Origin of the sequence: Bradyrhizobium sp. 482_C4_N1_8 (genome assembly GCF_052075965.1) — a bacterium.
Lineage (GTDB): Bacteria > Pseudomonadota > Alphaproteobacteria > Rhizobiales > Xanthobacteraceae > Bradyrhizobium > Bradyrhizobium barranii.
The window spans coordinates 5,292,826-5,312,771 of the sequence record NZ_CP197231.1 but is presented as its reverse complement, the minus strand read 5'-3'; the positions used below and the strand labels follow the sequence as shown (position 1 = coordinate 5,312,771).

The window sequence follows — 19,946 nt, the reverse complement described above, 5'->3', positions numbered from 1 at the left end:
GGGCTGGCCGTAGGGCTCCGCAATCACCACATGAGGCTTGATCAGGCCCATTTTCCCTGCCAAACGCTCCCGCCATGTCCGACATCGCCATATCAGCCGACTCGCCGGCCCGTTCCCCGCTTGCCACCGAGGTGGCGCGGCGGCGCACCTTCGCGATCATCTCCCACCCGGACGCGGGCAAAACCACGCTGACCGAGAAACTGCTGCTGTTCGGCGGCGCCATCAATCTCGCCGGCCAGGTCAAGGCCAAGGGCGAGCGGCGCAACACCCGTTCGGACTGGATGAAGATCGAGCGCGAGCGCGGCATCTCGGTCGTGACCTCGGTCATGACGTTCGAGTTCGAGGGTCTCGTGTTCAATCTGCTGGACACGCCGGGCCACGAGGACTTTTCGGAGGACACCTACCGTACGCTCACGGCCGTCGACTCCGCCGTCATGGTGATCGACGCTGCCAAGGGCATCGAGGCGCGCACCCGAAAGCTGTTCGAAGTCTGCCGCCTGCGCGACATTCCGATCATCACCTTCATCAACAAGATGGACCGCGAGAGCCGCGACGTGTTCGAGCTGCTCGACGAGATCGAGAAGACGCTCGCGCTCGACACCACGCCGATGACCTGGCCGGTCGGCCGCGGCCGCGATTTCCTCGGCACCTATGACGTTGCCAATGGCGGCGTGCGTCTGCTCGAAGGCGGCGGCGCCAAGACCGGCGCTGCACAGCAGATCGAGATCGCCGAGCTCGGCAAGCTCAACGCCAACCTCGATGTCGGCGCGGTCAAGGACGAGCTCGAGCTTGTCACCGAGGCCTCGAAACCGTTCGAACTCGCCGCCTTTCGCGAGGGGCATCTGACGCCGGTCTATTTCGGCAGCGCGCTGCGCAATTTCGGCGTCGGCGACCTCCTGGAAGGCCTCGGCAAGTTCGCGCCGGAGCCGCGCGCGCAGGAGAGCGACCAGCGCAAGGTCGAGGCGACCGACCCGCGCATGAGCGCCTTCGTGTTCAAGATCCAGGCGAACATGGATCCGAACCACCGCGACCGCATTGCTTTTGCGCGCCTGTGCTCCGGCAAGCTCAGCCGCGGCATGAAGGCGAAGCTGGTGCGCACCGGCAAGAGCATGCCGCTGTCGAGCCCGCAATTCTTCTTCGCACAGGACCGGTCGGTCGCGGACGAAGCCTTCGCCGGCGACGTCGTCGGCATTCCCAATCACGGCACGCTGCGCATCGGCGACACCCTGACCGAGGGCGAGGATTTCACCTTCGTCGGCGTGCCGAGCTTCGCGCCGGAAATCGTCCGCCGCGTGCGTCTCACCGACGCGATGAAGGCGAAGAAGCTGAAGGAAGCGCTTCAGCAAATGTCCGAAGAGGGCGTGGTGCAGGTGTTCCGCCCGCGCGACGGCGCACCGGCGCTGGTCGGCGTGGTCGGCGCGCTGCAGCTTGACGTGCTGAAGGCACGGCTCGAGGCGGAATATTCGCTGCCCGTCGAGTTCGAGGTCAGCGAGTTCCAGCTCGCCCGGTGGGTCTCATCCGAAGATCGCAAGAAGCTCGACACTTTCATCGCCGCCAACACCTCGAGCATCGCCGACGATGTCGACGGCGATCCCGTGTATCTGGCGAGAAACGAGTTCTATCTCGGCTACGCCAGGGAGCGCGCCGAGGGCATCGAGTTCACGAACGTCAAGGACGTCAAGAAGAAGGGGTAGGGCGTACTCCGCGCGCTGCTGCGTGGCCACACTCCGCTGTCATTCCCCGCGAAGGCGGGGAATCCAGTACGCCGCAGCCTCTCGATTCCATCACCGCCGTCTCGGAGTACTGGGTCGCCCGGTCGAGCCGGGCGACGACACCGGAGCTAAACGCGAGCATGTGAACAGCCGTAGGCTTGACGCGTTCGTTGGCAATGCCACGTTTGTGCGTGTGACATTGTGAGCTCGCATCATGTGGCGCGGCATCCTCGTTTTCCTCCTATTGGCGATATCGACGGTTGCCGCCGATGCGCAGCGCCGCCAGATCAATCCGATCCCGTTTTCGCATGAGCCGTGCAGCGTGCTCGACGGCCGGCCCTGCACGCCGTACTATTGCAGCCCGCTCGAGCCCGGCCCCTGCATTCCCGAGATCGATTATCCCTACGGTCAGAACCTCCAGCTCACGATCGAAACCGTGCCGACGGAGGCTGATCGCGCCAAATACCGGAAGCCGGATCACGATCTCGATACGATCGGCGATCTCTTCGCCGAGCTGCGCACCTGCTGGTCGCCGCCATCGGACAATGCGCGCGCGGGCATGCAGATGGCGGTGCGCTTCAGCTTCAACAAGGCAGGCGGCATGATCGGTCCGCCGCAGCTGACCTATGCGACCGCGGGCGTCCCGGCCGATACCCGAACGACCTATCTCAACGCGATCAATTCATCGCTGAAAGCCTGCCTGCCGCTCAAATTCACCAGCGGCCTCGGCGGCGCTCTGGCCGGACGCCCGATCGCGATCCGCTATGTCGATAATCGCGAGCTTGGAAAATAGCTCTATCCCCGCATCTTGCGGACTGCGCTTGCGCGGGTCTCGCAGGATGAAGGCCGCGCTGTTGCAGACCCGAGCCTTCACGCCTGACCATGAGGCGTGAGAGTTGCGACCCGCGCCCAATCGATGATACGCCATGGGCGGGGGCGCTGGTTGAGGGGAGGATGTCGTGGGTCTGCTGGTCATGATCCTGGGGCTGATGCTGTTTTTTGCGGCCCATGTTTTCACAACGAAACGAGAGGCGCGCGCGCAAGCGATCGCGAGACTGGGCGAGGGGACCTACAAGATCCTCTATGCGGCCGTCTCGCTTGCGGGATTGGCGCTGATCATCTGGGGCTTTGCCCATTATCGCGCTGCCGGAATGATCCCGGTTTGGGAGCCGCCGGTCGCATTCAAGCACATTACAGTCGCGCTGATGCTGCCCGCGGTCATCCTGGTGGTGGCGTCCTACTTGCGCGGGCGCATCTATGCGACGCTGAAGCATCCGATGCTGGCGGGCATCAAATTGTGGGCGGCCGCGCATCTGCTTGCCAATGGCGATCTCGGCTCCATCATCCTGTTTGGCTCGTTCCTGGGCTGGGCCGTGTACGACCGCATCTCGCTGAAGCATCGCACCGATGGCGGCGGCCCGCCGATTCCAGTGGGTGGGGTGACCAATGATCTGATCGCTGTTGCAGTCGGCGTCGTCGCCTATCTCGCGCTGGCTTTCGCATTCCACCCGGTTGTGATCGGCGTTCCCGTCATGGGGGGCTAACGACAGCCGATCAGCGCAAGACGGTTCCGCGCAGCCGTGCGCGGAACGTGACAAGCAACAGCCGAGGGCATCCCGATGGACTGGTCGCAATCTCAGATCCCGCCGATGCGGTTCGAGGCGCGCTTCGGCGATCGGGTGGTGCCGGCCTTCAGCGACCGGCCGGCGAGCCTGTGGGCGATGATCGCGGACGCTTGCGCCCGCAATCCTGACGGCGAAGCGCTGATCGCAGGCGATGTCCGGTTGAGCTGGCGGCAGGCCGTGGAGCAGGCCGCGCGGATCGCGGCGGGCTTTCGCAAGCTCGGCCTGCAGCGTGGCGATCGCGTCGCGATCCTGCTCGGCAATCGTATCGAATTTCCACTGCTGCTGTTTGCCGCTGCGCATGAGGGGCTGGTGACGGTGCTGCTCGGCACGCGCCAGCAGAAGCCTGAGATCGCCTATGTCCTCGCCGATTGCGGCGCCAGGATCCTGATCCATGAAGCAGGGCTCACCGAGCGGCTGCCCGATGCGCTTGATGTTCCCGACGTCATCCGCCGCATCGCCGTCGACAGCGATCAGGCCCTGTCGCGTTTCGCCGTGCTCGCCGACAACGTCCCGGCACCGGCGCCGGTCGAGATCGGCGAGGAGGACACCGCGATGATCCTGTACACCTCGGGCACGACGGGCAAGCCGAAGGGCGCGATGCTCGCCCATTGCAACATCGTCCATTCCTCGATGGTGTTCGTCTCCTGCCTGCAATTGACGGAAGCGGACCGTTCGATCGCGGCGGTGCCGCTCGGCCACGTCACCGGCGTCGTAGCCAACATCACGACCATGATCCGCTGCGGCGGCGCGCTGATCATCATGCCCGAGTTCAAGGCTGCCGATTATCTCAGGCTCGCCGCGCGCGAGCGCGTCACCTACACCGTGATGGTGCCGGCGATGTACAATCTCTGCCTGCTCCAGCCCGATTTCGACAGCTACGATCTCTCGAGCTGGCGCATCGGCGGCTTTGGCGGCGCGCCGATGCCGGTCGCGACCATCGAGAAGCTCAAGGCGACGATTCCCGGCCTGAAGCTCGCGAACTGCTACGGCTCGACCGAGACGACGTCGCCCTCGACGATCATGCCGGGCGAGCTGACCGCGAGCCACATCGACAGTGTCGGCCTGCCGTGTCCGGGTGCCCGCATCGTCGCGATGGGAGCGGACGGGCGCGAGCTGCCCGCTGGCGAGATCGGCGAGCTCTGGATCCAGAGCGCCTCCGTCATCAAGGGCTACTGGAATAATCCGAAGGCGACGGCCGAAAGCTTCACGGGTGGCTTCTGGCATTCCGGTGATCTCGGCTCGGTCGATGCGGAGGGGTTTGTCCGCGTGTTCGACCGGCAGAAGGACATGATCAATCGCGGCGGCCTGAAGATCTATTCGGCCGAGGTCGAGTCCGTGCTGGCCGGCCACCCCGCCGTGGTCGAGAGCGCGATCATTGCCAAGGCCTGCCCGGTGCTGGGCGAGCGCGTCCACGCCGTGGTGGTGACGCGCGCCCCGGTGACCGGCGAGGCCTTGCGCGCCTGGTGCGCGGAGCGGCTGTCCGACTACAAGGTCCCCGAAACCATGGCGATCACCCCCGAGCCGCTGCCGCGCAATGCCAACGGCAAGGTGCTGAAGCGGCAGCTGCGGGAGCTCCTGGGAACCTGAGCCGGACAGGCCGGTCCGGGCTGTTCCGGGTGGTTAACGCCTTGATTGGGCTCGCTTTGCCTTGCCACCGCCATATCGTTAGGGTACCCCGCCGCCACGTGGGGGACGGGGATTCCTGACGCGAACGCATTGGCGCGCGCACCCGGACGGGCATGGGATTAACATAAGTGTCTGAATTATTTGACGAAGTCGACGAGGAAGTACGTCGCGAACAGCTCAAGAAGCTGTGGGACAAGTATTCGATCGTCTTCATTGCCCTGATGGTGCTGATCGTGGCTGCTGTGGGCGGCTGGCGCGGCTACCAGTACCTGGAGGGCAAGAAGGCCGCCGAGGCCGGCGCCGCCTTCGAGAAGGCCGCTGAGCTGTCCGACCAGGACAAGCACGCGGAGGCCGAGGCCGCCTTCACCGCGCTCGCCGCCAAGGCTCCCTCGGGTTATCGCACCCTGGCGCGGCTACGTGCCGCGGCCGAGGCAGCGCCCCGCGATCCCAAGGCGGCCGCCAAGATGTTTGACGACATCGCCGCCGATCGCAGCATCGGTGGTGAGTGGCAGGACCTGGCGAAGATTCGCGCCGCCGGCTTGCTGGTCGACAGCGCGTCCTATGCCGACATGCAGCAGCGGCTGGAGTCCTCCGCCGCGCCCAAATCCACGTTCCGCCACAGCGCCCGCGAGTTGCTGGCGCTATCGGCCTGGCGCAACAACGACATGACCGCGGCCCGCAAATGGCTCGACGCGATTGCCGAGGACGGCGAAACGCCGCCCGGTTTGCGCTCACGCGCCGAGGCGCTCCAGGCCCTGCTGCCGCCCGTCGCCAAAAGCTGACCAAGAGCTGACCTTCGGGCTCTCTGACGTAGACGAGACACAAGATGCGCCGCACGCCACGCTTGATCGCAGCCGCCGTCCTGATCGCCTTCACGGGCATCCTGGGCGGCTGCTCCAGCTTCGATCCAAGCGACATGCTCGACTTCCTCGACACCAAGAAGAAGCTGCCGGGCGACCGCAAGCCGGTCTTCCCGGAGGGCGTTCCGGGCCTCGAGCAGGGCGTGCCGCGGGAGATGTACAAGGGCGCAGCACAGCAGCAGCCGGATCCGAACGCACCGGCCGTCGCGGCTCTGCCCGCCGAGCCGCCGCCCGAGGCCAAGCCGGCAAAGGGTACCAAGGCGAAGAAGACCAAACAGCCTGCCAGCACCGCGGCCGCGCCCGCTGAGGCGCCGGCGGGCGAGGTCGACGGCGAGGCCCAGCCGGAGGCCGCGCCGCCCACGGCCGCTCCGCCGCCCAAGCAGAAGATCGTGCGCAAGCGCACCACCGCCCCGCCGCCGGATCAACCCGTCCAGCAGGCGCAACCGACCCAGACCACCCAGCAGCAATCGCAGGGAGCTTTCCCGGCACCGATGCCGAGCGGCAGCTTTTCGCGCTGATCCCTTCATTACATTGACAGGCGCGGCCTTCGCAGCGCACGAATGACCGATGTCCTTCACGATTGCTATTATCGGCCGGCCCAATGTCGGCAAATCGACGCTGTTCAACCGCCTGGTTGGGCAGAAGCTCGCGCTCGTCGATGACCTGCCGGGCGTTACCCGCGACCGCCGCGAAGGCGAGGCCAGGCTCGGCGACCTCGAATTCACCATCATCGACACCGCTGGCCTCGACGAGGGCGCCAAGGGCTCGCTGACCGCGCGCATGCAGGAGCAGACCGAGGCCGCGATCGCACAGGCCGACGCGCTGTTCTTCGTCATCGACGCCCGCATCGGCCTGACGCCCACCGACCGCGCCTTCGCCGATTTCGCCCGCAAGGCCGACAAGCCGGTACTGCTGGTCGCCAACAAGAGCGAAGGCAAGCATGGCGATGCCGGCGCGATGGAGGCCTTTGCGCTCGGCCTCGGCGATCCCATCCAGGTCTCGGCCGAGCACGGCGAGGGCATGGGCGAGCTGTATGACGCGCTCCGTGAGTTGATGCCGGAGCCTGTCGACGAAGATGAAGCCGATGACGATGAGCCGCTGACCGAGGAGGAGGCCGCGACGCGTCCGATCCGCGTCGCCATCGTCGGCCGGCCCAATGCCGGCAAGTCGACGCTGATCAACCATCTGCTCGGCGAGGAGCGCCTGCTGACGAGCCCGGAGGCAGGCACCACGCGCGATTCCATCGCGGTCGAGATCAACTGGAGGGGCCGCGAATTTCGCGTGTTCGATACCGCAGGCCTGCGCCGTCGCTCGCGCATCGAGGAAAAGCTCGAGAAGCTCTCGGTCGCCGACGCGTTGCGCGCGGTCCGCTTTGCCGAAGTCGTCGTGATGATGATGGATACGCAGAACCGCTTCGAGGAGCAGGATCTGCGCATCGCCGATCTGATCGAGCGCGAAGGCCGCGCGGTCGTGCTCGCAGTCAACAAATGGGATTTGATGGAGACCAAGGGCGGCGGCGCCATCTCGGGCCTGCGCCGGGATGCCGACCATTGGCTGCCGCAGATCAAGGGCGTGCCGATCGTCGCCGTATCAGGTCTGATGGGCGAGGGCATCGATCGGCTGATGCAGGCGATCCAGGACGCCTACGCGGTCTGGAACAGGCGCGTGCCGACTTCCGCGCTCAATCGCTGGTTCGAGCAGGCCGTGCAGGCCAATCCGCCGCCGGCGGTGTCCGGCAGACGGCTCAAGCTGAATTATATCACGCAGAACAAGGCGCGTCCGCCGAGCTTCGTGCTGTTCTGCTCGCGCGCGGACGCGGTGCCGCAGTCCTATTTGCGCTACCTGACCAATTCCATGCGCGAGGCCTTTGAGCTGCCGGGTACGCCGGTGCGCATCACCTTGCGCGAAAAGGCCAACCCCTTCGCCCACAAGCGCAAGCGGCCGTCGTGAGCAACGATGCCGGCGAGGCGACGGCGCGAAGCGCTGCGCCGGTCCGGCGTGGTGCCGTCGCCTTCATCTTCGTCACCATCCTGCTCGACATGCTCGCGCTCGGCGTGATCATGCCGATCCTGCCGAAGCTGATCGAGAGCTTCGTCGACAACGACACCGCGCATGCGGCCCGCATCTTCGGCCTGTTCGGCACCGCCTGGGCGCTGATGCAGTTCGTGTTCTCGCCGGTGCTCGGCGCGCTGTCGGATCGCTTCGGACGGCGGCCGGTGGTGCTGCTGTCGAATTTCGGGCTCGCCGCCGACTATGTGCTGATGGCGCTCGCGCCGTCGCTGCTCTGGTTGTTCATCGGCCGCGTGATCTCGGGCATCACCTCGGCGAGCATTTCGACCGCCTTTGCCTATATCGCCGACATCACGCCGCCGGAGCGGCGCGCGGCCGTCTTCGGCAGGATTGGAGCTGCCTTCGGCGCCGGCTTCATCCTGGGCCCGGCGCTCGGCGGCCTGCTCGGCGATATCGATCCGCGGCTGCCGTTCTGGGCGTCGGCGGCTTTGAGCTTTGCCAATGCGCTCTATGGGCTCTTCGTCCTGCCGGAATCGCTGGCGCCGGAGCGGCGCGCGCCGTTCCGCTGGACCAGCGCCAATCCGGTCGGAGCGCTGCACTTGCTGCGTTCCAACGCGGCGTTGGCCGCGTTATCCATCGTCAACTTCATCGCACAAGTCGCGCATGTCGTGCTGCCCTCGACTTTCGTGCTCTATGCGACCTATCGCTACGGCTGGGATTCCAAGACCGTGGGTCTGACGCTCGCGATGGTCGGCATCTGCGCCATGGTGGTGCAGGGGCTCGCCATCGGCCCGATCGTGCGCGTGCTCGGCGAGCGGAATGCGCTGGTGCTCGGTCTGTGCTGTGGCGCGATTGGCTTCGTGATCTTCGGCGCGGCGCCGACCGGCCCGCTGTTCTGGATCGGCATTCCCGTGATGTCGCTGTGGGGAATCTCGGGCGCCGCCATGCAATCCTTGATGACGCGGCTGGTTGCGCCCGATCAGCAGGGCCAGTTGCAGGGCGCAACCGCGAGCGTGCAGAGCGTCTCGCAGCTCGTCGGGCCGTTCCTGTTCACGCTGACGTTTTCCTATTTCATCGGCGCCAGCGCGCCGTGGCATCTGCCCGGCGCGCCATTCCTGCTTGCGGCGGTATTGATGGTGGTATGTGTCGCCATCGCGATGCGGTCGCTATCTGCCACGAAGACGGTTTCGTAGGGTGGGTAAAGCGAAGCGTGCCCACCGCTACTTCGTCAACTCGCGGAGAGAAGGTGGGCACGGCGCTTACGCGCCTTTGCCCACCCTACGGCAGCGTCGACTCTCTTACTTCTTCACCAGCGGACACTCGCTGTCCTTGAGCGGCTTGGCCGCGTCTTCCGCCGCGATCGTGGCGATCTGCTTGTAGTAGTCCCACGGACCCTTCGACTCCTCGGGCTTCTTCACCTCGAACAGATAGGCCGGGATGAGACGGCGTCCGTCCTGGCGCAGCGGGCCATTGCCGAACAGCGGATCGTCGGTCGGCAGCTCCTTCATCTTGGCGACGACCTTGGCGCCGTCATGCGGGTTGCCGCCGAGCGCTTCCATCGCCTTGAGATAGTGCAGCACCATCGCGTAGTTGCCGGCCTGGGTCATCGACGGCATCGCGTTCTTGCTGGCCAGGGCAGCGAAGCGCTTCGACCAGGCGCGGGTCTGCTCGTTCATGTCCCAGTAGAAGGACTCGGTGAAGGTCAGGCCGTGCGCGGTCTTTAACCCCAGCGAATGCACGTCGTTGATGAACAGCAGCAGCGCCGCGAGCTTCTGGCCGCCCGATACGATGCCGAATTCGGCCGCCTGCTTGATCGAGTTCGTGGTGTCGCCGCCGGCATTGGCGAGGCCGACCACCTTGGCCTTGGACGATTGGGCCTGCAGCAGGAAGGACGAGAAGTCCGAGCTGTTGATCGGGTGCTTGACGCTGCCCAGCACCTTGCCGCCGTTTGCCGTCACGACGGCCGTGGTGTCGCGTTCCAGCGCGTGGCCGAAGGCATAATCCGCGGTAAGAAAGAACCAGGTGTCGCCGCCGGCCTTGGTCAGCGCCTTGCCGGTGCCGTTGGCGAGCATGTAGGTGTCGTAAGTGTAGGAGATCGTGTTCGGCGTGCAGGCCTTGCCGGTCAAGTCGGCAGAGGCGGCGCCGGAATTCAGCAGCACCGAATTCTTTTCCTTGACGAGGTTGCTGACCGCAAGCGCGACGCCGGAGTTCGGCGTATCAGCGATCGCATCGACCTTCTCGTTGTCGATCCACTGCCGAGCGATATTGACGCCGACGTCCGGCTTGTTCTGGTGATCGCCGCTCAGAACGTCGATCTTCCAGCCCTTCTTGAGCAGGCCGGAATCCTCGACGGCCATCTTGATCGCGACCACGGAGTTCGGGCCGCCGATATCGGCATAAAGGCTCGACATGTCATTCAAGACGCCGATCTTGACGGTCTTGTCCTGCGCGTAAGCGGATGTTGCAAAACCGAAGGCGGCACAGGCCAGAAGGGCCGCATAGCGGCGCGCGAGCGTCGTCGTCATAAAAGGTCTCCTCCATTTTCAATATGCGGACGGCTCTCTTGCGGAGCCTTGTTCCGGCTGATCGCTCTACCGTGTCCCACGGCTGGCGGCAATGCGCCTAAAGCCGGATGACGCTGCGGCGTAGCGTCATCCGTCGGTTAACCTTTGGGCAAAGTGTGTTGAGACGCTATTTGAGCGCGTCCGAGGTCAGCTTGAATTTCTGGATGCGCTTACCGGTGTCGACCTCGGCGGTATAGACGTTACCCTTGGCGTCTATCGCCATGGCATGCACCCAGTGGAACTGCCCGGCATTGCGGCCGTTGTGGCCGAAGCTGCCGGCCACGCTGCCGTCCTCGCGCTTGATCACCCGGATCTCGTTGTTCTCGCCGTCGGCGCTGAGCAAATAGGTCTGCTTCGGATCGGGCCAGATCGCGATGTCCCACACCGCGCCGTTGCCGAGGGTGTTCTTCTCGAAGAAGAACTCCTTCACGAAGGTGCCATCCTTTTTGAACACCTGGATGCGATTGTTGATGCGGTCGCAGACGTAGACGAGACCGTCATTGGCGAGCTTCACGCAATGGACGGGATTTCCGAATTGTTGGGAGACGGGCGCCTTGGGATCATACGCCGCCTGCTTATTGTCATCGGGCTTGTTGCCATAGGCGCCCCAGTGCCGCTTGTAAGCGAGCGTCGTCGCATCGAACACGATGACGCGGCGGTTGCCATAACCGTCGGCGACGTAGATTTCGTTCGCCGCCTTGTCGATCGCGGTTTCGGCGGGCTTGCCGAGCTGCGTGGTGTCGTTGCTGCCGAGGCTCGGCGCGATCTTTCCGATCTGGGCGACGAACTTGCCGTCGAGCGTGAATTTCAAAATGGCATTGTCGTTGTCGGCGTTGCCGCCGACCCAGACGAAGCCGCGCTCGTCGACCTCGATGCCGTGCTCGCGGCCGACCCATTCATAGCCTTCGCCCGGACCGCCCCACGACCGCAGCAGATTGCCGTCGGTGTCGAATTCGAGCACGGGCGGCGCCGAGACGCAGCACTTCGAGCGCGGCGGGTTGAGGCTCGCGCCTTTCTCGTCATCGGTGAGCGAACGCGGGCGATGGATCACCCAGATATGGCCCTGCCAGTCGACGGTGATGCCGCCGACCTGGCCGAGGATCCAGTTGTTCGGCAGCTGTTTTGGCCAGGAGGCATCGACCGCGAAGGTCGGGACGTCACCCGCAGTCGCCGTGCCTGGAAGCACGAACGCGATGGCTGCAATAAGGATGGAGAAGGCGTGAGAGACTCGTACGAGCGCACGGCCGAGCCTTGTACAGACAAGCCCTGCGCGATCATGCCACGGCGCCATGGCAACCTCCCTTTTTTGGCTTGCGGCTTGCTGCCGCTTGAGCGCGGGCAGTCAATCGCGGGGAGGCACGCGAGTCAATCAGGCCGGCGAGCGGAAGCTCATCAGTGTGCGGGTCTTGTAGTCGTAGAACTTGCCGGTTTCGGTCCAGTCAGGCGCGCACATCGGGACGATGAATTCGGCGACCTGCTCGGGTGTCTCCAGCGTCGCCGGATCTTCGCCCGGCATCAACGTGGCCCGCATGCGGGTGCGGATCGGGCCCGGGTTGAACAGGTTGACACGGAGCGGCGTGTTCGCGGTTTCCTGCGCCCAGGCGCGGGCCAGCGTTTCCAGCGCGGCCTTGGAGGCGGCGTAGGGGCTGACATAGGCGGTGGCCTTGTTGGCGGCGCCCGAGGTGATGAACACGGCCCGGCCGGCATCGGACTGCCTCAGCAGCGGCTCCATGCAGCGGATCAGCTGGAAGTTCGCCGAGACGTTGACGGCCATCACGTCGGTGAAGGCTTTCAGTTCGATGTGGCCGACCGGCGAGGAGGGGCCGAGCACGCCGGCATTGCCGACGAGGATGTCGAGCTTGCCGTAGCGCTCGTGCAGGCCGGCGCCGAGCCGCGCGATGCCGTCGGAATCGGTGAGATTGAGCGGCACCAGCGTGGCGCTGCCGCCGTCTTTCCGGATCTCGTCATCGAGCTCTTCGAGCCCGCCCTGCGTGCGCGCCGTCGCAACGATATGCGCGCCGGCCTTGGCCAGCGCCTTGGCCGTGGCAAAGCCGATGCCGCGCGAGGCGCCGGTGACGAGAGCGATGCGGTTGGCGAGGGGATTTGTCATGGCGGGGTTTTACAGGCGTGGATGGCCGGGACAAGCCCGGAATTTCTGCCCTCGAGCTCCCGCCGCAGCCCTACTGGATATTGGTACTATTGTTCGGGCCGTTCCCCGAGCTGTCAGGCGGCACCTTCATGCCCTGCCTGAAGGCAAGACGATGAAGCCGACCAAAAGCCCTCCGCAGAGAATGGCGATGGCCAGCTGCATCGTCGCGGTCTTTCGTCAGCTCGCTTCCGCCAGCAGCGACAATTGCCGCGGCTGCTGCTCGGTCTGGGTCTGGTCGGTGAGGTGGGTCGGATACGCCCCGGTGAAGCAATGATCCGAGAATTTCGGATTGGCGGGGTCGCGGCCGGGCTCGCCCATGGCGCGATACATGCCGTCGATCGACAGGAAGGCGAGCGAGTCGGCGCCGATGATCTCGCGCATCTCCTCCAGCGAATGCGTCGCGGCCAGGAGGCCGCCGCGATCCGGCAGGTCGATGCCGTAATAATCGGGATAGAGGATCGGCGGCGAGGCGAGGCGGAAATGGACTTCCTTGGCGCCGGCATCGCGCATCATGCGCACGATCTTCTTCGAGGTGGTGCCGCGCACCAGCGAGTCGTCGATCAGGATGATGCGCTTGCCTTCGATCGCGGCGCGGTTGGCCGAATGCTTCATGCGCACGCCGGACTCGCGGATCGCCTGGGTCGGCTGGATGAAGGTGCGGCCGACATAGTGGTTGCGGATGATGCCGAGCTCGAACGGCACGCCGGAATGCTGGCTGTAGCCGACCGCGGCGGGTACGCCGGAATCCGGCACCGGGACGACGACGTCGATCGGCACATGGCTCTCGCGCGCGAGCTGCGCACCAAAGGCCTTGCGCACTTCGTAGACCGAGCGGCCGTGAACGATGGAGTCCGGACGGGAGAAATAGATGTATTCGAAGATGCAGGGGCGTGGCGCCATCGGCGGGAACGGCTTGTGGATGTCCTGGCCGTTCTCGTCGAACACGATGACTTCGCCGGGCTCGATGTCGCGAATGAAGCGCGCGCCGATGATGTCGAGCGCGCAGGTCTCCGAGGTCAGGATCGGGCAACCGTCGAGCTCGCCGAGCACCAGCGGGCGGATGCCGCGTGGATCGCGCGCGCCGACCAGCTTCTTGTTGGTCAGCGAAACCAGCGCATAGGCGCCCTCGATCTCGCGCAGGGCGTCGATGTAGCGCTCGATGAAGCGGCTGCGCCTGGAGCGCGCGACGAGATGCAGGATCACCTCGGTGTCGGTGGTCGACTGCATCATCGCGCCGTTCTTCACGAGCTCGCGGCGCAGCGTCAGGCCGTTGGTGAGGTTGCCGTTGTGGGCGACCGCAAGGCCGCCGGCATTGAGCTCGGCGAACAGCGGCTGCACGTTGCGCAGGATGGTGGCGCCGGTGGTGGAGTAGCGGACATGACCGACGGCCATATTGCCGGGCAGGCGGTCGATCACCTCGCGGCGGGAGAAGGTGTCGCCGACGAGGCCGAGGCGGCGTTCCGAGTGAAAGCGGCTGCCGTCGTAGGAGACGATGCCGGCGGCCTCCTGGCCGCGATGCTGGAGGGCGTGGAGGCCGAGCGCCGTGATGGCCGCGGCGTCAGGGTGGCCGTAGATGCCGAAGACGCCGCATTCCTCGCGGAGCGTATCGCCCTCCAGGTCGTCCTGAAGCTCTAGCGCGGCTGGGCCGAGATCAAGTTGGGCGTCCTGGTCAGGGTGTCGCATCTCGTCCGCGCCTCTCTTTTAGGGCCTAATCAACGCGCCGCAGGTTTCTCGATCAGCTTCTTGAGGCTGTCACGAGCAGGTTTACTGTATCCGTCGCCAGTGCCCGAAGGCTGCGGTTCGGAATCAGCTTGATCATCATCTGGTTTGTTTTTCTTGAATCTCTTCAAGATGGTGTTCTCGGGGTCGTCAGGCAAGAGGGCCATCAGCCAATCCCCGGTTCCCTGGAGCACCACGCGAGATTTGGCCCCCGTGACCCAGTCCGGGCGCTGCTTGTCCGGCACCAGCCAGGTGAAGAACAGGAACGCGACCACGACGATCAAAAGCCCGCGAGCGAGGCCAAACAGGAAGCCCAGGGTGCGGTCTAGCGCGCCGATGCGCGAATCCAGGATCATGTCGGAGATCCGGACCGTGATCACGGAGACCACGACCAGGGTGCCCACGAACACGCCGGCGACCACGACGACGCTCGCCACCGTGTCGTTGTTGAAATAGGTCTTTGCGGTCGGCAGCAGCTTCGAGAACGAGTACAGCGTCACGATCGCCGCTGCGCCCCAGGCCGCGATCGACAGGATTTCGCGCATGAAGCCGCGGACCATGGCGAGCAGGCCCGAGATCAGCATCACACCGAGCAGGATCAGGTCGAGGAGTGTTACTGGCATCGGCTGGTCGGGTCCGCTCGTACTTCAAAGGTGCTCAGCGAATCGGTGCTTGGCCGTGGCCCTAAGTGAGGGCCAGACGGCGTTCCCGGCAAGGCCGCAACCACGCAATCCCATGCTGCTTTTGTGACGGCTGTATAGCGGTGGGGGCGGAGGACGTCACCTCCACCTAACCCTCTCCACGGCGGAATCTTGCCGGTGTGGCATTTTTCTCCGCCGGCGGGCTCGAGTCGCCGCGGCGGGAGCCCCGGGCCGCGATCTCGGCCACCAGTGTCGTCAGGCTGTTGATCGCGTTCAGGGACAGTCCGGCGTCGCCGCCAGCATCGCCGCCACGGGCCGATTCGGGCAGCACGGCGCGCTTGAAGCCGAGCTTGACCGCTTCCTTGAGCCGGGCCGGGGTCTGCGCCACCGGGCGGATGACGCCGGAGAGCGAAATCTCGCCGAAATAGACAGCATCGGTGGGTAACTGCGCATTAACCAGGGATGAAACCAGTGCGGCCGCGGCGGCCATATCGGCCGCCGGCTCGTGGATGCGCAGGCCGCCCGCGACGTTCAGATAGACGTCGTGGCCGGACAGCTTGACCCCGCAATGGGCCTCCAGCACCGCCAGCACCATGGAGAGCCTGCTCTGATCCCAGCCGACCACGGCCCTACGCGGGGTGCCGAGCGAGGTGGGGGCCACCAAGGCCTGCAATTCGACCAGAACGGGCCTCGTACCCTCGATGCCCGCGAAGACTGCGGTGCCCGGCGTGCCCAGATCGCGCTCGGACAGGAACAGCTCGGAGGGATTGGTGACCTCGCGCAGGCCAAGGCCGGTCATCTCGAACACGCCGATCTCGTCGGTCGGGCCGAAGCGGTTCTTCACTGCGCGCAGGATGCGGAATTGCTGTGAGCCTTCGCCCTCGAAGGACAGCACCGCATCGACCATGTGCTCGACCACGCGGGGGCCTGCGATCTGGCCGTCCTTGGTGACATGGCCGACCAGGATGATGGCAGCACCGGTCTTCTTGGCGAAGCGGATCAGCGCCTGCGCCGAGGCGCGCACCTGGGTGACCGTGCCGGGCGCGGATTCCACCGTGTCGGTCCACATGGTCTGGATCGAGTCGATCACGATCAGCCGCGGCACCGCGCCTTCCGACAGCGTCGAGACGATATCCTCGACAGAGGTCTCGGCCGCCAGCTGCACCGGCGCGTCCGACAAGCCGAGCCGCTCGGCGCGCAGGCGCACCTGGGCGACCGCCTCTTCGCCGGAGATGTAGACGATGCGGTGGCCGGCGCGCGCCATCATGCTGGTGGCCTGCGTCAGCAGCGTCGACTTGCCGATGCCGGGATCGCCGCCGACCAGCAGCACCGAGCCGCGGACGAAGCCGCCACCGGTGACGCGGTCGAGCTCGGTCATGCCTGAGGACAGGCGAGGAGCGTCCTGGGTCTTCCCCGACAGGCTCTCCAGCGCAAACGTCCGGCCCTTGCGCTTGGAGCGGATCGAGACCGGCACGCTGCCGGTCGTGTCCTCCTCGGCAAGCGTGTTCCACTCGCCGCAGGATTCGCACTTGCCCTGCCAGCGGTTATAGGCCGCGCCGCAGTTCTGGCAGACGAAGGAAAGCGTGTTCTTGGCCATGGGGACAGCGAGTCGGGGTTTTCAGGTTTGCTGATAGCACGGAATGACGGGCGAGACGGCGATCGCCGTAACCCCCATTAGCCCAATTCACCGCAGCCGATACACCCTTTGTTAGCTCTACGCCGCCGCGCCGTTCCGGACTTTGCCAAATGTTAGCGGACGCCGGTCCAGTTTCGAAACCGATACGGGATGGCGAAACGAATGACGGTAGTCTTGCGGATAATGCTCGCCGTGGGCATGGCCTGCGGCCTTCTTCTGCCGATTGGCGGCGCCGTTGCGGCCGACGCCGGGCGTCTCAATATCGTTTTCGTCAACCCTGGCAAGACCGGCGAGGTCTACTGGGACATGGTCGCGCAGACCATGCAGGCCGCGGGCCGCAAGCTCGACGCGCATGTCGAGGTGCTGACCAGCGAACGAAATTACCGCACCATGCAGGAGCTTGGCTTCGGCGTGGTGGCACGCGCCGACAAGCCGGACTTCCTCATCCTGTCGAACGAGGAATCCGCCGCCGTTCCCATCCTGGAGGCGGCCGAGGCCGCCGGGGTCAAGACGCTGCTGCTCTCGAACACGCTGATCGGCGACGACGCCGCGCGCCTCGGACCGCCCCGGCAAAAGCTCAAGACCTGGCTCGGCGACATCACGACGGATCTCCAGACCGCGGGTGCGAGGATGGCCAATGCCTTGATCAAAGTGGCGCGCGCCGAGAAATGGCAGAGCCCGGACGGCAAGATCCACATTCTCGGCATCGGCGGCGACGAGATCACGCCGGCCTCGATCGCCCGCAACGCGGGTCTCAAGCTCGCGGTGGACGCCGCGCCCGACGTGGTGGTGGACCGGATGCTGTTCGCCAACTGGACCCAGTCGGAGGCAGAGCAGGTCACCAGGAATTATCTGAGCTGGGCCGCGCGCAAGGAGATCCGGCCTGCCGGCATCTGGGCCGGAAACGATCCGATGGCGCTCGGCGCGCTTCGCGCGGTGGTCGCGGCCGGCCTCACGCCCGGCCGAAACATCCAGCTGGTCGGCCTCAACTGGTCGGAGGACGCGCTGCGCGAGATCAAGGCGGGCCGTCTGCTCATGACCGATGGCGGACATTTTCTGCTCGGCGGCTGGTCGATCGTCCTCCTGCGCGACTACGCCGACGGCTGCGATTTCGCGACCGCATCGCCCCGCGTCGAGGCCAGGACGTCCGCGATCACGCGCGACAATCTCGCTTCGGTCGGAGACCTCATCAAGACGCGCGCCTTCGATCGGATCGATTTCGCGCGCTTCAGGGCGAGGGCGGGGCGCTGCGGCCAGTACGATTTCTCCATCGATGCGCTCATCTCTTCGCTGACGCTTCCGGAAGGCGCTGCTGACTGATGCGAAACGGTGACGACATGACCGATCGGGATCGCAAGCAGCAGGCGACGGCGCCGTCGCGCTCGCGCTCGGTGGTCCGTGCGATGATCTGGGCCACCGTGCCGGTGCTGCTGGTGGTGCAGCTGCTCGCCTCCGCCGGCGTCGAGGCATCGAGCTTCTGGTCGCAGATCAGGCAGCTCGACGCGCGCATTGCCCGCACCGCAGAGAGCCGCGCCGAGCTGATCGCCGAGCCGCTCTGGAAGATGCGCTACGATCAGGTCACGAGCGTGCTCAACGAGATCATGCACGACGAGACCATTGCCGCGGCGGCCGTTTATGACGACACCGGCGTCGCGATCGCGCGGGTGGTGGCGCGGCCGGCGGACCAGGCGGTATCGGAAGTCTCGCGTCCGATCCGCTACAGCAACGGCAACATCGCCGTGCAGGCCGGTCGTATCGCGATCGCCTATTCCTATGCGACGGTCTACACGGACACGGGCAGCCGGCTGATGCTGCTGCTGGTGGTCGGCCTGCTCGCAACATTTGCCACCCTGATCGCGATGCGGATATCGGCCAACATCTTCATCGGCAAGCCGCTTACCGCGATCATGTCGGCGATCCAGCGCAGCAAGCAGGACGGGCGAGCCTATCCGGCCGACATCAAATCGACGAACGAATTCGGCCAGCTCGCGCGTGCCTTCAACGCCATGCAGCACACGACATCGGGCGCGCTCGACCGGCTCGGGCACATGGCCGCGCACGATCCGCTCACGGGCCTGCCCAATCGTCGCTCGCTGTCCGAGCATCTGGTGACCCTGAGCGGCGATGCCGGCTCGCCGGACTCGTTGATCGCCTTCTGCTTCATCGATCTCGACGACTTCAAGGGCATCAACGACACCTTCGGCCATGATGCCGGCGACAAGTTCCTGGTGCACATCTCCGAGCGCCTTCGTGATGCGGTCGAACCGCAGGATTGGGTCGCCCGGCTCGGCGGCGACGAATTCGTCGTCATCCGCCCCGAGGTCAGCAATGAAGCGACCGCCCAGGCGTTCGCGCGCCAGCTGTTAGATGCGATTTCCGAGCCGATCCGGCTGCACGACAAGCAGGTCGTGCCGCGCGCCAGCATCGGCCTTGCCGTGCGCCGCGCCGGCGATCCCGAGCTGTCGCATTTGCCGGCGCTCGCCGACATCGCGCTCTACCATGCCAAGAGCAAGGCGCCCGGCACGGTCGCCGTGCTCGACGAAGCGCTTCAGCGCGACTATCGCCGCCGCCGGGATCTCGAGCTCGCCATTCCCGCAGGCTTCGCCGACGGGCAGTTCGAGGTCTGGTATCAAAGCCAGGTCGACCTCGAGAGCCAGGCCGTTGTCGGCCTCGAGGCGCTGATCCGCTGGCGCCATCCCGAACTTGGTTTGATCGGTCCCGGCGAATTCCTGCCGCTGATTGAGCGCAGCGGCAACAATGCGCGGCTGACGCGCTACGTGCTGACCGATGCCTGTCGCGCGCTGCAGCGACTGGCATCCGCCGGCAGGCCGCAGATCCGGATCGCGATCAATCTGCCGCCGTCCGAGCTCGCCGACCATTCGCTCGCTGCCGAGCTGCGCGCGACCTGCGCGCGTTTCGATGTCGCGGCATCATTGCTGGAGCTCGAGATCACCGAGGGCTCGCTGATCAACAACATCGCCAGCGCCTCCGAGACGCTGCACCGCCTGCGGCGCCTGGGCGCAACCATCGCGCTCGACGATTTCGGCACCGGCTATAGCTCGCTCGCTCATCTCCGGCGTTTCCCGCTCGACAAGGTCAAGATCGACAAAGCCTTCATCAGCGAGATCCCTGACAGCGCGGAAGACAAGGCGATCGTCGGCGTCATCGCCTCGCTCGCCGGCACGCTGGGGCTGAAGCTTGTCGCGGAAGGCATCGAGCGGCCCGAGCAGGCTGAGGCCATGCGCGAGATGGGCGTGATGCTCGGGCAGGGTTATCACTACCATCGGCCGCAGCCGCTCGACGCCGTGCTGCAATGGCTCGAAAAGCAGGCGGTACCCACTGAGACAAGCCGCGTCGTCGCCGGCAGCCCGTCGATCGCGCCCGAATTCGCCGCCTGAGCGCGA

Annotated in this window: 16 protein-coding genes; 10 read left to right on the top strand and 6 right to left on the bottom strand. The window is 65.6% G+C overall.

Annotated features, from left to right (window positions below; translation table 11 throughout):
• The first annotated feature begins 74 nt into the window (after positions 1 to 74).
• The 8 genes from AB7Z56_RS25710 (at position 75) to AB7Z56_RS25675 (ending at position 9,026) form a co-directional block, all read left to right on the top strand.
• Complete coding sequence (locus tag AB7Z56_RS25710; protein WP_063983730.1) at positions 75 to 1,694, top strand: peptide chain release factor 3; 1,620 nt, start codon at positions 75 to 77, stop codon at positions 1,692 to 1,694.
• Positions 1,695 to 1,926: 232 nt separating this feature from the next.
• Positions 1,927 to 2,505, top strand: a complete 579-nt coding sequence (locus tag AB7Z56_RS25705; protein WP_063983729.1) for a hypothetical protein — start codon at positions 1,927 to 1,929, stop codon at positions 2,503 to 2,505.
• 166 nt (positions 2,506 to 2,671) lie between these two features.
• Positions 2,672 to 3,256 (top strand): NnrU family protein, encoded by a 585-nt coding sequence (locus AB7Z56_RS25700; RefSeq protein WP_063983728.1) that lies wholly within the window; start codon positions 2,672 to 2,674, stop codon positions 3,254 to 3,256.
• A gap of 75 nt (positions 3,257 to 3,331) precedes the next feature.
• The gene (locus tag AB7Z56_RS25695) at positions 3,332 to 4,924 is read left to right on the top strand and encodes a class I adenylate-forming enzyme family protein (RefSeq protein WP_063983727.1); all 1,593 of its coding nucleotides are present in this window, start codon (positions 3,332 to 3,334) and stop codon (positions 4,922 to 4,924) included.
• 167 nt (positions 4,925 to 5,091) lie between these two features.
• Complete coding sequence (locus AB7Z56_RS25690) at positions 5,092 to 5,745, top strand: tetratricopeptide repeat protein (protein WP_063983726.1); 654 nt, start codon at positions 5,092 to 5,094, stop codon at positions 5,743 to 5,745.
• A 44-nt stretch (positions 5,746 to 5,789) separates the two neighbouring features.
• On the top strand, positions 5,790 to 6,341 hold the full coding sequence (locus AB7Z56_RS25685) for a hypothetical protein (protein WP_166352690.1): 552 nt from the start codon (positions 5,790 to 5,792) through the stop codon (positions 6,339 to 6,341).
• A 49-nt stretch (positions 6,342 to 6,390) separates the two neighbouring features.
• Positions 6,391 to 7,773, top strand: a complete 1,383-nt coding sequence (gene der / locus AB7Z56_RS25680) for a ribosome biogenesis GTPase Der (protein WP_063983725.1) — start codon at positions 6,391 to 6,393, stop codon at positions 7,771 to 7,773.
• Positions 7,770 to 9,026 (top strand): TCR/Tet family MFS transporter, encoded by a 1,257-nt coding sequence (locus AB7Z56_RS25675; protein ID WP_166352692.1) that lies wholly within the window; start codon positions 7,770 to 7,772, stop codon positions 9,024 to 9,026. Before der ends, AB7Z56_RS25675 begins: the two co-directional genes overlap by 4 nt.
• Positions 9,027 to 9,131: 105 nt before the next feature.
• On the opposite strand, the gene AB7Z56_RS25670 is transcribed toward AB7Z56_RS25675, so the two are convergent.
• The 6 genes from AB7Z56_RS25670 to radA form a co-directional block, all read right to left on the bottom strand.
• Positions 9,132 to 10,358, bottom strand: coding sequence for an ABC transporter substrate-binding protein (locus tag AB7Z56_RS25670; RefSeq protein ID WP_063983724.1), 1,227 nt, complete (start codon positions 10,356 to 10,358; stop codon positions 9,132 to 9,134).
• A 166-nt stretch (positions 10,359 to 10,524) separates the two neighbouring features.
• Entirely contained in the window at positions 10,525 to 11,688 is a 1,164-nt protein-coding gene (locus AB7Z56_RS25665; protein ID WP_231144878.1) for a hypothetical protein, read from the bottom strand.
• Between the two features lie 78 nt (positions 11,689 to 11,766).
• Positions 11,767 to 12,507, bottom strand: a complete 741-nt coding sequence (locus AB7Z56_RS25660; RefSeq protein ID WP_063983722.1) for an SDR family NAD(P)-dependent oxidoreductase — start codon at positions 12,505 to 12,507, stop codon at positions 11,767 to 11,769.
• 216 nt (positions 12,508 to 12,723) lie between these two features.
• Entirely contained in the window at positions 12,724 to 14,229 is a 1,506-nt protein-coding gene (gene purF, locus AB7Z56_RS25655; protein WP_063983721.1) for an amidophosphoribosyltransferase, read from the bottom strand.
• Positions 14,230 to 14,258: 29 nt separating this feature from the next.
• On the bottom strand, positions 14,259 to 14,888 hold the full coding sequence (locus tag AB7Z56_RS25650) for a CvpA family protein (RefSeq protein ID WP_063983720.1): 630 nt from the start codon (positions 14,886 to 14,888) through the stop codon (positions 14,259 to 14,261).
• A 166-nt stretch (positions 14,889 to 15,054) separates the two neighbouring features.
• Entirely contained in the window at positions 15,055 to 16,503 is a 1,449-nt protein-coding gene (gene radA, locus AB7Z56_RS25645; protein ID WP_063983719.1) for a DNA repair protein RadA, read from the bottom strand.
• A 201-nt stretch (positions 16,504 to 16,704) separates the two neighbouring features.
• Between radA and AB7Z56_RS25640 the strand changes: the two genes are divergently transcribed.
• Together AB7Z56_RS25640 and AB7Z56_RS25635 are read left to right on the top strand one after the other, a co-directional pair.
• Positions 16,705 to 17,862 (top strand): ABC transporter substrate-binding protein, encoded by a 1,158-nt coding sequence (locus AB7Z56_RS25640; protein ID WP_231144879.1) that lies wholly within the window; start codon positions 16,705 to 16,707, stop codon positions 17,860 to 17,862.
• Positions 17,862 to 19,940 (top strand): putative bifunctional diguanylate cyclase/phosphodiesterase, encoded by a 2,079-nt coding sequence (locus tag AB7Z56_RS25635; RefSeq protein WP_063983717.1) that lies wholly within the window; start codon positions 17,862 to 17,864, stop codon positions 19,938 to 19,940. Before AB7Z56_RS25640 ends, AB7Z56_RS25635 begins: the two co-directional genes overlap by 1 nt.
• Positions 19,941 to 19,946: the final 6 nt, after the last annotated feature.

Excerpts from the sequence above, each read along its gene's own strand:
- AB7Z56_RS25710 (WP_063983730.1), top strand. The coding sequence starts at position 75 with ATGTCCGACATCGCCATATCAGCCGACTCGCCGGCCCGTTCCCCGCTT.
- purF (WP_063983721.1), bottom strand. The coding sequence starts at position 14,229 with ATGCGACACCCTGACCAGGACGCCCAACTTGATCTCGGCCCAGCCGCG.
- AB7Z56_RS25685 (WP_166352690.1), top strand. The coding sequence starts at position 5,790 with ATGCGCCGCACGCCACGCTTGATCGCAGCCGCCGTCCTGATCGCCTTC.
- radA (WP_063983719.1), bottom strand. The coding sequence starts at position 16,503 with ATGGCCAAGAACACGCTTTCCTTCGTCTGCCAGAACTGCGGCGCGGCC.
- AB7Z56_RS25670 (WP_063983724.1), bottom strand. The coding sequence starts at position 10,358 with ATGACGACGACGCTCGCGCGCCGCTATGCGGCCCTTCTGGCCTGTGCC.
- AB7Z56_RS25660 (WP_063983722.1), bottom strand. The coding sequence starts at position 12,507 with ATGACAAATCCCCTCGCCAACCGCATCGCTCTCGTCACCGGCGCCTCG.
- AB7Z56_RS25665 (WP_231144878.1), bottom strand. The coding sequence starts at position 11,688 with ATGGCGCCGTGGCATGATCGCGCAGGGCTTGTCTGTACAAGGCTCGGC.
- AB7Z56_RS25650 (WP_063983720.1), bottom strand. The coding sequence starts at position 14,888 with ATGCCAGTAACACTCCTCGACCTGATCCTGCTCGGTGTGATGCTGATC.
- der (WP_063983725.1), top strand. The coding sequence starts at position 6,391 with ATGTCCTTCACGATTGCTATTATCGGCCGGCCCAATGTCGGCAAATCG.
- AB7Z56_RS25635 (WP_063983717.1), top strand. The coding sequence starts at position 17,862 with ATGCGAAACGGTGACGACATGACCGATCGGGATCGCAAGCAGCAGGCG.
- AB7Z56_RS25640 (WP_231144879.1), top strand. The coding sequence starts at position 16,705 with ATGACGGTAGTCTTGCGGATAATGCTCGCCGTGGGCATGGCCTGCGGC.
- AB7Z56_RS25705 (WP_063983729.1), top strand. The coding sequence starts at position 1,927 with ATGTGGCGCGGCATCCTCGTTTTCCTCCTATTGGCGATATCGACGGTT.
- AB7Z56_RS25695 (WP_063983727.1), top strand. The coding sequence starts at position 3,332 with ATGGACTGGTCGCAATCTCAGATCCCGCCGATGCGGTTCGAGGCGCGC.